General features: G+C 32.9%; 10 protein-coding genes. 9 read left to right on the top strand and 1 reads right to left on the bottom strand.

Annotated features, from left to right (window positions below; translation table 11 throughout):
• Positions 1-28 precede the first annotated feature (28 nt).
• The 4 genes from ABD690_RS05865 to ABD690_RS05880 all read left to right on the top strand — a co-directional run bounded on the left by ABD690_RS05865 (position 29) and on the right by ABD690_RS05880 (position 3,883).
• Positions 29-1,147, top strand: a complete 1,119-nt coding sequence (locus ABD690_RS05865; RefSeq protein ID WP_344728261.1) for a hypothetical protein — start codon at positions 29-31, stop codon at positions 1,145-1,147.
• Positions 1,148-1,352: 205 nt separating this feature from the next.
• Complete coding sequence (locus ABD690_RS05870) at positions 1,353-2,702, top strand: tyrosine-type recombinase/integrase (protein ID WP_344728263.1); 1,350 nt, start codon at positions 1,353-1,355, stop codon at positions 2,700-2,702.
• A 2-nt stretch (positions 2,703-2,704) separates the two neighbouring features.
• Positions 2,705-3,382, top strand: a complete 678-nt coding sequence (locus tag ABD690_RS05875) for a hypothetical protein (RefSeq protein WP_344728265.1) — start codon at positions 2,705-2,707, stop codon at positions 3,380-3,382.
• Between the two features lie 42 nt (positions 3,383-3,424).
• A complete protein-coding gene (locus tag ABD690_RS05880) occupies positions 3,425-3,883 on the top strand; it encodes a hypothetical protein (RefSeq protein WP_344728267.1) in 459 nt (152 codons plus the stop codon).
• A gap of 47 nt (positions 3,884-3,930) precedes the next feature.
• Here the strand turns inward: ABD690_RS05880 and ABD690_RS05885 are convergent, their stop codons facing one another.
• Entirely contained in the window at positions 3,931-4,518 is a 588-nt protein-coding gene (locus tag ABD690_RS05885) for a hypothetical protein (protein WP_344728269.1), read from the bottom strand.
• A 221-nt stretch (positions 4,519-4,739) separates the two neighbouring features.
• Here ABD690_RS05885 and ABD690_RS05890 point away from each other — a divergent pair, with 221 nt between their 5' ends.
• The 5 genes from ABD690_RS05890 (at position 4,740) to ABD690_RS05910 (ending at position 11,720) form a co-directional block, all read left to right on the top strand.
• Positions 4,740-5,624, top strand: a complete 885-nt coding sequence (locus ABD690_RS05890; RefSeq protein ID WP_344728271.1) for a hypothetical protein — start codon at positions 4,740-4,742, stop codon at positions 5,622-5,624.
• A 53-nt stretch (positions 5,625-5,677) separates the two neighbouring features.
• Complete coding sequence (locus ABD690_RS05895; RefSeq protein ID WP_344728273.1) at positions 5,678-8,059, top strand: type I restriction-modification system subunit M; 2,382 nt, start codon at positions 5,678-5,680, stop codon at positions 8,057-8,059.
• Position 8,060: 1 nt separating this feature from the next.
• A complete protein-coding gene (locus tag ABD690_RS05900) occupies positions 8,061-9,389 on the top strand; it encodes a restriction endonuclease subunit S (RefSeq protein WP_344728275.1) in 1,329 nt (442 codons plus the stop codon).
• Positions 9,390-9,393: 4 nt separating this feature from the next.
• Positions 9,394-10,728 carry a RelA/SpoT domain-containing protein gene (locus ABD690_RS05905; protein WP_344728277.1) on the top strand — a complete coding sequence of 445 codons (1,335 nt, stop codon included), beginning with the start codon at positions 9,394-9,396 and terminating at the stop codon, positions 10,726-10,728.
• Between the two features lie 116 nt (positions 10,729-10,844).
• A complete protein-coding gene (locus ABD690_RS05910) occupies positions 10,845-11,720 on the top strand; it encodes a PGN_0703 family putative restriction endonuclease (RefSeq protein WP_344728279.1) in 876 nt (291 codons plus the stop codon).
• Positions 11,721-11,747: the final 27 nt, after the last annotated feature.

Raw genomic sequence — 11,747 nt, forward strand, 5'->3', positions numbered from 1 at the left:
ACTAGTGTTAATTACTAATTTTATTTTTATGACTAGAGAAGAGCTTTATAATTTAGTATGGTTTAAACCCATATCTGCTATCCTTAAAGAATATCCAATAAGTAATTCAGCCTTCAAAAATTTATGTAAAGAAAATGATATTCCATTACCAGAAAATGGATATTGGCAAAAGTTAAAACACAATAAAAAGGTAACTATCATTCCCTTACCTAAATGGGATAAAGAGATTAAAGATATTTCCTTAACGGAGAAGTTAGAAGGATTGTCAGAATTGAATGTGTTAATAAAGGAGATTAAAAATGACAAGTCCTTGCCATTAAAGGTTCCTGAAAATTTCACTAAAACGGATAAGATAATAGTTAGAACAAAGAAGTATTTCAGTGAATCGGCAAAAATCAAGTACCCTAAAAGAATTGATGAGCCTAAAGAAGGAGTTTTTTCTATATCTGTTTCAAAATCACTTGAAAGACGAGCATATTTGTTTGCAGATACATTAATAAAGTTAGTTAGGGCAAGAGGTCACGATGTGGCAATAGTGACAGATCATAAATATCATGATTATAATGGTACGAAACTTATAATATTTGGGGAGTATTTCAATATTCGAATACGAGAACCCGATAATAGAATAATGGAAAAACATGAGAGATCTGACTGGATGGAAGCTAAATATTATCCATCTGGTAAATTGACTCTTCAATATGATAGGCGCATTTATGGTAACACTTGGAGTGATACTAAAACAAAATTATTAGAAGACAAGTTGCCAAATATATTAGCCTTTTTTGAAATTCGAGCAAAACGCAAAAAGAAGAAGCGCATTGAGAGGGAGATTCGACATAAGGAGTATGAAAGAAAAAGAAAAATCGAGGAAGAATTAAAGGTAAATAGAAATAGGGAATTAGAAGCTTTTAAGGCTGTTATAAGCAATTCAAGTAGGTGGCAAAAATCAATGGATTTAAGAAATTATATAAAGACAGTTGAATCGAATGCTTTAGAAAATGACAAGCTGACTCAAGAATTAAAGGAATGGCTACAATGGGTTAAGGACAAAGCTGATTGGTATGACCCATTAATCGAGAAGGAGGATGAGTTGTTTGAAGAAGTGGATAGGGATACTTTGGAAGTAGGCAGACGATATTGGTAGAAAAGCACTATATTTGGTATAGAAATTAATATAAATCAGAGTACACGATTCAGTACATGATTTAGCTCAAAAAAGAGTGAAATAGCGGGTTTTTGGAAGATTTTCTCAAACTCATAACCCGAAGGTCACTGGTTCGAGTCCAGTTCCCGCTACTAATGACAAAGTCACGTATAATAACGGTTTGGTGTTGCCAAACCGTTTTTTTATGCTTAATTTTAACCTCCTAATTGAAAAAGAATACAAAAGTGCATACGAAAGTGCATACGATTTGTCATTGAAAAAAGAATATTCTACACCCAAAATCTACACTGCAAATAACGACTTATCGAAACGTTGGTATGTGTATTTTTCTTACCGAAATCCTGATACGGGAAAACTAAAGCGTCAAACACCAATTTATGGTGAAGCCAATAAATATAAAACCAAGGAAGAGCGATTGGCCGTTTTAACAATTTTAAGACAAACTTTAAATAAATTATTACGCCAAGGTTACAGTCCGTATAAAAACAATGATAGTGTATATCAGAAGCAACAGGAAACTCTAGAAAAGGAAGAAGCTATAGTTGAAACTCAAAAAACACAAAAAGTTAAGCTTGAGAAAGAGGTTGCTGTAACTGTTAAGAGAAAACCTAGAAAGTCAACCAAGAAAGAATTAGGAGCAACATTAAAAGAGGCTTTTGATTTTGATATGGTGCTTAAGGAAAAAACACTTCAAGCAAGTAGCTTACGCTCTTACAGTAGCCATATTAGAATTTTCAAAAAATGGCTTCAAGAGAACAAGAAACAAATCAAATACATAAAAGACGTTGATAAATCTATAGTGTCCGAGTTTTTGCTTCAAATTATGACAAAAACTTCTGCTAGAAACAGAAACAATTATAGAGCAAGTTTAAGTAGCTTCTTTTCTACTTTAGAAGACCACGAACTTGTAGCAGAAAATTTTGTAAAGAAAATTAAAAATCATAAAACGACAACGACAAGGAATAAGACCTATACGAAAGTACAGCAAAAAGAAATCTTCGATTATCTAGAGAAAGAAGATCCTACTTTATTACTCTTTATTCAGTTTGTGTCTTTCAATTTCTTAAGGCCTATAGAAGTTTGTAGACTTAAAGTAGGAGATATTAATACAGAAAATCGCACCTTAAGTTTTAAAGCAAAAAACAGTCCTTTAAAAACGAAGATTATTCCAGAGGTGTTATGGAAAGAGTTACCAGATTTATCAAAGTTTAAACATGATGATTTCCTTTTTACCTACAAAGGTATTGGCGGAGCTTGGGAAGGTACAGCAGATTACAAAAGAAATTATTTTTCTAGTCGCTTTAAAAAAGTTGTTAAAGATAAATTTGGATTAGGTGTTGATTATGGTATGTATAGTTTTAGGCATACTTTTATAACTAAATTGTATCGAGCTTTGGTTGAAGACTCATCGCCGCATGCAGCAAAGAGTAAGCTTATGCAAATTACAGGGCATTCTTCTATGACAGCTTTAGAGCAATATTTAAGAGACATTGATGCCGAGTTACCAGAAGACTATTCAAAATTTATTAAATAGGAATGACAGATAGTTTAAAAGAAGTATCCAAATTAACTTTTGCCAATTTAATAAAGGCTAGTGTGTTTTATTTACCAGAATCGGTTTTTGATTTATTAAAGATTACAAAAACCGAACCAGTACTTAAAGATATTAATACCATTTTTTTATTTGATAAAAATGGAAAGCTGATAAGAAATTACAAAGGATCTTTTGGGCAGTTTGTATTACCAAAAAAATCTTATTTAGAAGAGAATATATTTCTGTTATTTGAGTTTAAGGAGCAAAGTAGTAAAGGAGGTTTTGAATATGTGATAGAAAAATATAACGAGCTTGTTTTATCTCTACTTTACATGAGTGAGTTGTTTTGTAATGAAATTGAAAAGGATATAGCAGATTTAACAGATGATCAAAAAACTGCTTTTACACTGCAACATAATTTTTATATACAACACAAAGAAATATTCGAAGCTAAATTTAAAATACCTCCAAGAGTTTACAATTTTAATAAACAAACAACACAGACTGTTTTAAAAAAGATAAAACCGCTTGCAGTAAATTTAGATACACAAGAAGTAGAAAGTAGAAAACCTGATAAAAAACTTGAAAAGAAAAATCAATTAGAAAAACTTAAAAACGATACGAGAACAAATGCTGAAAGTTTTCTATTAAAAACTGTTTTTAAAGTTAATATTGATTAAAAATTAAAATTTAACGTAAATCGAACGTTTAATTTACGCATAATGAAAGATTCAAAATATTACACCTGTGACTATTGTTATGAAGAATTTTTACCTTCAAGACGTCGTGTGCAAAAGTTTTGTTGCAATAGTTGCCGTTCAAAAGCATATAGAGAAAGAAAGGAAGCTGATGTTGTAGTCAAACCAACTCCTGCATTACCAAAAAACTTTCTTCAAAATAAAAAAAATAAAAACTCATTAGAGAACACAAAAAGTAAAGTAGAACAAATGAGTTTTCAAGGTGTAGGAAATGCAGCTTTAGGAACATTAGCAGCTGATGGTCTAAAATCTCTACTTACAAAAAATGAAAATAAACCCTTGACCAAAGGAGATATTAAAAAGCTAGTTTCTGAAATAAACGGCCGTTTTCACGAAATTAAAAATATGGCTCCAAATAATATGGGGCAAAAACCTTTTTATGATATAGAAAGAAAAGAGGTGGTTTACAGGTGGACTAAATAAAAAAGGTGCTCGCTTTTATTTTAGAAAGCATTTATTAAGCATTCATTCTAAAGTTTTCTAATAGCTCTATTTATATACTTTAAATTTTTAATTAAAGTATGTGCATAGCCGCCATTACCTTTAGGAGATAAGTTTTTAGATTTTTTATAAAACACAACCGCATTTTGTTTAAAATCAAAAATTATAGTTTCAAGTTGTACTTTACTAATAGGTGTTGTTTCATGAGAAGTGCTACTTCTAGTTTCAACTAAAAAAAACATTCCGTAACGGTTATCTGTAGCTGTACTAATTTCCTTTAAACTATGTGGTAAGTCAGAGTCTGTGTAGTTCTTGTTTTTAGATTTAAATAGCGTAACTAGCTCGTTTTTATCAGTAGCTGTTAGATTAGCTTTGTATTTTTCTTTTACGTTATAAAGCGGTTTTTTTCTATTTATCACTGAATCTATAGCAATCACAGAAATTTCTTCAAATCGCTCATATAGCTTGTTTGGTTTATTAGGGCTTTTATGAACAAATATAGGTTCGTAATATGTGAAGTTACCTATGTTTTCTTGCTCATTAGATTTTTCTGTTTGAGCATTTGCTGAAAATGATAATGCTAAACTTAATACTGTAATAAAAAAATAGGCTTTCATGTTTTTAAATTTTTGTTTGTTTAAAGGTATACTTAACAAGTATATATCTTTTAAAGATGATATGGCGTAAAACTATTAAATAATTTTTTAAGCATACTATATAGAGATTTTCTAAATATATTCTATATTTATGCTTCTCCCTTAAAAGTACCAATAGCATTAATTGGCTAATATAAAATTTAGCTTTATTTTTTTATTAATCTTTTGTTTTATATCTAGAAATGAAAATTGTAATGCGAGAATATCCAAAAGTAATTTTGGTATTATGTCTATTAATCTCTTTTTCAGGTATGTATTCTCAAGTCTCTGATGTAACAGAAGCAATTGAAGAATCTTATGAGAACTATCAAGATGCTTTTAAGAAACTAAAGAATGCAAGATCATATATCTCTGATGCCTTTAATGCTGAATCTATTTCAGGTGTTCAATCATATGCTAATTACGCAGAAAGTGAAGTTTCTTCCGCTAAACGTTATTTAGGTTATGCTGAAGATGAAGCTGATGATGCAGAAACTGAAGCAGGGTATCTTAATTGTTATGATGCTGAAAATGCAGCTGAAGACGCTGAAGATTATTTTTATGATGCAAAAAGAAATCTATCTAATGCAGAAAGTAGTTTGTCTAGTGCGAGTTATACATCCGATGCCGACTATTTAAGTGATTATCTTAACGAAGCTAATAATTATATTAATCAGGCATTAAATAATATGGGGTATGCTGTTGATGAATTAAATAATACTTTGAAGTATATACGTAGTTGTGGAGTACCTACGAGTAATTCATATAGTGGTACATCGCAAACAGCGTCTTGTGAAGATTTATTAAGTTATATCCAAGACAATGGATACCGTAAAAGTAAGCTTTCGAGTTACACATTAGATTCTAGCTGGCTTTATGAAGTGACAGCTTACACCTATGATTATGACATTTATGTGATAGCAAAAATTAAAAAAAGCGAATATAGCTATCAAACTAATACGTATATATTTTGTGGGATTCCTTCAACAAATTGGTCTAATTTTAAAAATGGAGGTTATGGAGATTCTAATTCTTATGGTAAACGTTTCCACAAATATATTTTTGATTATAAATGTGATTGTTATTAGCCTAAAATTATAATTAATGTTAATTTTATTAGCCAAAAAATTGAAAGACTTTAATGAACAAACAAACCCACAATAAATTAGTATCCTTTATCTGGTCTATTGCAGACGATTGCCTGCGAGACGTTTACGTACGTGGTAAATACCGCGACGTAATTTTACCAATGATTGTTTTACGCCGTTTAGATGCACTTTTAGAACCTACCAAAGAAGCTGTTTTAGAAGAACTCGCTTTTCAGCGTGATGAAGCTGGCTTTACCGAATGGGATGAAAACGGACTACGAGATGCTTCTGGCTATGTGTTTTACAACACCAGTAAATGGACACTACAACAATTAAAAGATACCGCTACCAATAGCGCACAAATATTACAAGCCAATTTTGAAGATTACCTGAATGGTTTCAGTCCTAATGTGAAAGAAATCATCGAAAAATTCAAACTGCGTAGTCAAGTGCGCCATATGGCGAGCAAAGATGTATTGTTAGATGTATTGGAAAAATTTACCTCACCATACATCAACCTCACACCTTTTGAAAAAGAAGACCCAGAAGGTAGAAAATTACCGGCACTATCCAATTTAGGAATGGGATATGTTTTTGAAGAACTCATTAGAAAATTCAACGAAGAAAACAACGAAGAAGCCGGAGAGCACTTTACACCACGTGAGGTAATCGACCTAATGACGCACATCATTTTCGACCCGATTAAAGACAACCTACCGCCAGTAATGACCATTTACGACCCAGCTTGTGGTTCTGGAGGAATGTTGACCGAAAGCCAAAACTTTATCAAAGACGAAGAAGGCAGCATACGTGCTATGGGTGATGTGTATCTCTTCGGAAAAGAAATAAACGACGAAACCTACGCCATTTGTAAAAGTGATATGATGATTAAAGGCAACGACCCAGCCAACATACGTGTGGGTTCTACCTTATCTACCGACGAATTTGCAGGAAAAACATTCGATTTTATGCTTTCTAATCCGCCATACGGAAAATCGTGGGCGAGTGAGCAGAAATACATTAAGGATGGTAAAGATGTTATTGACGAACGTTTTAAAATTCAACTCAAAAATTATTGGAGCGTTTTAGAAGATGTAGATGCCGTACCACGTTCTAGCGATGGGCAATTACTGTTTCTTATGGAAATGGTCTCTAAAATGAAACCTCTACACCAAAGCGCAACAGGTACACGTATTGCTTCTGTACATAATGGCAGTAGCTTGTTTACGGGCGATGCTGGTGGTGGAGAAAGCAACATACGCCGTTACATTATAGAAAACGACTGGCTAGAAGCTATTGTGCAACTACCCAACAACCTATTTTACAACACTGGCATTACCACTTATGTCTGGATTTTAAGCAATAACAAAGCTGAACACCGTAAAGGTAAAGTACAACTCATTGACGCCAATGCTTTATACAAAAAGCTTCGTAAAAACCTTGGGAATAAAAACTGCGAACTCACACCAGAGCACATTACCGAAATTGTGAACTGCTATACCCATTTAGAAAATAAAGAAGCCGAAGGCGAAGAGAGTTTAGCTGCACAAGTTTTTGATAATACCGATTTTGGCTATTACAAAGCCACCATAGAACGCCCAAAACGTTTAAAAGCACAGTTTACCAACGAGCGTGTAGAAACTTTACGTTTTGATAGCCGTTTGCTAGAACCTATGCAATGGGCATACCAAGAATTTGGCGAGGCTATTTACAGCAATACGGCACAGTTCAAGGAGCAAATTTTAGAATGGTGCGAGGCACAGGACTTAAATCTGTCTTCTGCCAATAAAACCAAACTCACTAAAAAGGACACTTGGCAAAAACATTTGGCATTGGTAACCGCTGCCAAAGCCTTACAAAATGTATTTGGCGATAAAGAATACAACGACTTTAATGTATTTGTAGAAGACATTGATGCCGAACTCAAAGCCCAAAAGCTAAAACTAGGTACCAGCGAGAAAAAAGCCATTTTAAATGCGGTAAGTTGGTACGATGCCGAAGCCGAAAAAGTGATTAAAAAAACCGTAAAACTTACAGGCGATAAACTCACCCAACTTTTACAACATTTAGATTGCGAAGAAACCGACTTACCAGACTTTGGCTATTATCCTATTTGTCATTCAGAGCAAAGCGAAGAATCTCAAAAAAATAAGAAAGGAACTTACATCACCTACGAAACCGAAAGCGACCTACGCGACACCGAAAACGTACCGCTAAAAGACAACATACACAGCTACTTTAAACGCGAAGTACAGCCACACGTAACCGAAGCCTGGATAAACCTAGACACCACCAAAATTGGCTACGAAATTAGCTTTAACAAATACTTTTACAAGCATACACCTTTACGTAGTATAGAAGACGTAACTGCCGATATTTTGGAGCTAGAACAACAAAGCGATGGTTTAATTGCAGATATTTTAAACCTTGCTTAATATGAAAGTAACAGCAAATAAAAAAAATACGGTATCTGAGCGTAGCCGAAGATACGACAGCTATAAAGACTCTGGTGTAGAATGGTTAAGAGACATTCCTGAGCATTGGGAAATAAGAAAATTAAAGTCTTTTTTGGAAGTTTTTGGAAGAATAGGTTTCAGAGGATATACAACAAATGATTTAGTAGATGAAGGTAGTGGAGCAATTACCATAAGCCCTTCTAATTTTGGAGAATCCAATTTAGAATGGACCAAAAATTCTTATTTGTCTTGGGATAAATATTATGAATCACCGGAAATAATGGTAGAAGTTGGTGATTTGTTGATAGTAAAAACAGCATCTATTGGTAAAATTGCACACGTTAGAGAGTTACCTGAAAAGGCAACGGTAAACCCGCAGATTTTAGTTGTGAAAAATGTTAAGGCAGATAATAGGTTTTTATTTTATCAATTTCTTTCCATAGTATTTCAAACTCAATTAATGAAGGAAAAAATTGGAAGTACAATTTATACTATTTCTGAAAATAAGATATTGAATGGTTTTGCATTGCTTCCACCACTTCCAGAACAAACCGCCATTGCCCAATTTTTAGACGACAAAACCACCAAAATAGACCAAGCTATTGCCATAAAACAGCAACAAATAGCACTATTAAAAGAACGCAAACAAATCCTCATACACAAAGCAGTAACAAAAGGTGTCACATCGAGCGCAGTCGAGATGAAAGACTCTGGTGTAGAATGGATTGGCGAGATTCCGGAGCATTGGGAGGTGAAGAGGTTGAAGTTTGTAACAAAGTTAATTTCTGAAAAAATATTAAGTAAGGACAGCTCACTCAATTATATTGGTATGGAGAATATCGAATCTTGGAGTGGAAAATTCATTGAAAGTGATTCAGAAACAGAAGGACTTGCTAACTATTTTGAAAAAAGCGATATACTTTTTGGAAAATTAAGACCTTATTTGGCTAAAGTATATTTAGCTAAAAATAAAGGAATTTGTACTACTGAATTTTTGGTTTATCGAACAAGCGAGTCAATGAGTAATTTATATACTCACTTATTAATGCTATCTTTTGAGTTTATAAATCTTATTGATTCGTCAACTTATGGTTCTAAAATGCCAAGAGCTAATTCTGATTTTATCGGAAATCAATTAATTCCCATCCCACCACTTTCCGAGCAAAAGGAAATCGCCAACTACATAGAAACCGCATCGTCTAAAATAGAAACCGCCATTAGCCTAAAAGAGCAAGAAATAAGCAAGCTACAAGAGTATAAAAGTAGTTTAATTAATAGTGTGGTAACGGGTAAGGTTAGGGTTTGTTAGGGGTATGAAGTATACAGGAGGAGACATAAATAGGTTAGGTGAACGTTTAAGAAATTTAAAGGGAAAACATATCTCTGATGATGATTTAGATTTACTGCAGGCGCATAGACTTTCTTTTACAAACCCCTTGTTTAAAACTTTTAAAGAGCTTACCCAATATAAATCTACGGTTCAAAGATCGGCCATAATTGCTTTTAGATTAAAAAGGATTTCTACGATTATAAATAAGGTCATTCGTAAACCCAAAATGCAATTGAATAGAATGTGGGATATTGCTGGTATACGCATCATTTTTGATGATGAGGTATCAGCAAGAAAAATGGTTAATCTTATACTAGAGAAGTATCAGGTACGTGGTCAGGTAAGGAATTACTTTGAAAACCCTAAAAAGATTGGTTATCAAGCATTTCATGTTTATATTACAGAACCAGTATCTGGTAAAGTTGTAGAAGTTCAGATCAGAACAAAAAACACGCACAATTGGGCAACTTTAGTTGAAATTACCGATGTACTATATAATACAAGGCTGAAGGAAGAGGGCTATGAAAACAATGTTACATTGGGTAGGTTTCATCATTTAGTTTCAAGTGAAAAAGAATTAAATCCTGAAGAGGCCAGTTTTCTTTACAGGACATTAGATAAGTATGATTTTATATCTAAGCTGGCAGAAACCTTTAGAAAGAATTCTAACACTGTAAAAAAACAATGGCAAAATGTTGGACACAGGGATAAGTACTTCTTGATTGAATTGTCTTCAGATAGTGTGCCAAAGCTATCAAGTTACAGTGATTATGAAAAAGCTGAAGCTGATTATTTTAAAACTTATAAAAAAGACGAAGGTGCTTTAATTGTGCTAACATCTATTCATAAACCTTCATTTGATCAGATAAGTATTGCTTATGCCAACTATATATTGTCTTACCATAGATTTATTAAAGATGTCCAAGAAATTTTAAAAGAGCTTGCAAAAGAGAAACTAGAGGATAAGAGCTTTGGAGAGTTTAGAAAAATTTTCAGACTCTATGAAGATATTCAAGCCAATAACATTATTAATATTCTTATGGAACGTGATGATGTTATTGTAAATTTTGAAGATGAGTCGCTTCGTTTGGAGAGTAAATCTAAAATTAGTACAAAGAAGCGAAAAGAAATTAGGAGACAGATTAACGTTGGTATTCAAGATTTAGTTAAAAAACATTTATCATTTATAGATGAGATAAATAGTGTTGCCAAAACATTGCCAAGGTGGACATGGCAAACTAAATTCTTTCTTAACAGGCACGAAAAAAGAGTCAGTAAGCGATTAAAGTCAATAGATTTGAAATTTGATGAGAATTAAAAAGTTGAAGGTGTTGAATAAGTAATAAAACAAAAGAAAAAAAATGCAACAGTATAAAAGTAGTTTAATAAATAGTGTGGTAACGGGTAAGGTTAGGGTGTGTTAAAGATAGATTTATGAATGGGATAAAGTACATACAGTCAAAACAGCAAAATTGGGCAAAAAGGCAAGGTTTCCAATTAGTTGGTGGTACTAAACCAAATAGAGGAGAAAAGAATTATGTTCAGGATTTATCTTTAAATATTTTTAATAACAAGTTATCAGCAGAAACGCAAAAATGTTTTGATGAGGGTGATGGTGGTGAAACAAAAGACACTGCAACTAGATTGGCTAAAATGAAAGCGTTGCACTCCTCTTCGGCACTGCCTGTTAACGTGTTTCAATATTGGCAAGAAAAAGATGTAAGTCCTATACTTTCTGCATGTAAATTGATTAATAAAAGGCCATTTAATTCAAATATTCAGCCCAATGCCGTAACGTTTGAGCAAAAATTTGAAATAAGCGAAGACAAGAAAACCTTCCCACGTAAGCCTAATTTAGATGTTGTCATAGAACATAACAATATAGTTTATGCCATAGAGTCTAAATTTACAGAACCCTACAGTAAAAACATAAAAGGACTCAGTGAAAGATATAAAACCGAAAACTCATTCTGGAATGGATTAACTAATTTGAAAAAGCTAGCAAGTGAAATTTCCCAAAACAATAGTAAGTTTAAATATCTAGATGCTTCTCAACTCATTAAGCATATTCTGGGATTGAAAAAACAAAAAGGGAAAACAGGCTTCAAATTACTTTACCTATGGTATGATGTTGTTGGAATGGATGGAGCAGAACATAGAAAGGAAATAGAAGCATTTGCAGACATTGCCAAAGCAGACAGGATACACTTTAGGCATATTACCTACCAAGAGGTTATTATTAATTTGTCCAAGAACTTTTATAAAGGGAATGAGGACTATGTTGATTATTTAACAGATAGGTATTTGTAGAACAATATGAAAGAAAATAAAAGTAGT

This window comes from Corallibacter vietnamensis (assembly GCF_039537875.1).
Taxonomy (GTDB): Bacteria; Bacteroidota; Bacteroidia; order Flavobacteriales; family Flavobacteriaceae; genus Corallibacter; species Corallibacter vietnamensis.

What these genes read in the sequence shown, in the direction of transcription:
- ABD690_RS05865 (WP_344728261.1), top strand. Translation starts at nt 29, where the DNA reads ATGACTAGAGAAGAGCTTTATAATTTAGTATGGTTTAAACCCATATCT.
- ABD690_RS05870 (WP_344728263.1), top strand. Translation starts at nt 1,353, where the DNA reads ATGCTTAATTTTAACCTCCTAATTGAAAAAGAATACAAAAGTGCATAC.
- ABD690_RS05875 (WP_344728265.1), top strand. Translation starts at nt 2,705, where the DNA reads ATGACAGATAGTTTAAAAGAAGTATCCAAATTAACTTTTGCCAATTTA.
- ABD690_RS05880 (WP_344728267.1), top strand. Translation starts at nt 3,425, where the DNA reads ATGAAAGATTCAAAATATTACACCTGTGACTATTGTTATGAAGAATTT.
- ABD690_RS05885 (WP_344728269.1), bottom strand. Translation starts at nt 4,518, where the DNA reads ATGAAAGCCTATTTTTTTATTACAGTATTAAGTTTAGCATTATCATTT.
- ABD690_RS05890 (WP_344728271.1), top strand. Translation starts at nt 4,740, where the DNA reads ATGAAAATTGTAATGCGAGAATATCCAAAAGTAATTTTGGTATTATGT.
- ABD690_RS05895 (WP_344728273.1), top strand. Translation starts at nt 5,678, where the DNA reads ATGAACAAACAAACCCACAATAAATTAGTATCCTTTATCTGGTCTATT.
- ABD690_RS05900 (WP_344728275.1), top strand. Translation starts at nt 8,061, where the DNA reads ATGAAAGTAACAGCAAATAAAAAAAATACGGTATCTGAGCGTAGCCGA.
- ABD690_RS05905 (WP_344728277.1), top strand. Translation starts at nt 9,394, where the DNA reads ATGAAGTATACAGGAGGAGACATAAATAGGTTAGGTGAACGTTTAAGA.
- ABD690_RS05910 (WP_344728279.1), top strand. Translation starts at nt 10,845, where the DNA reads ATGAATGGGATAAAGTACATACAGTCAAAACAGCAAAATTGGGCAAAA.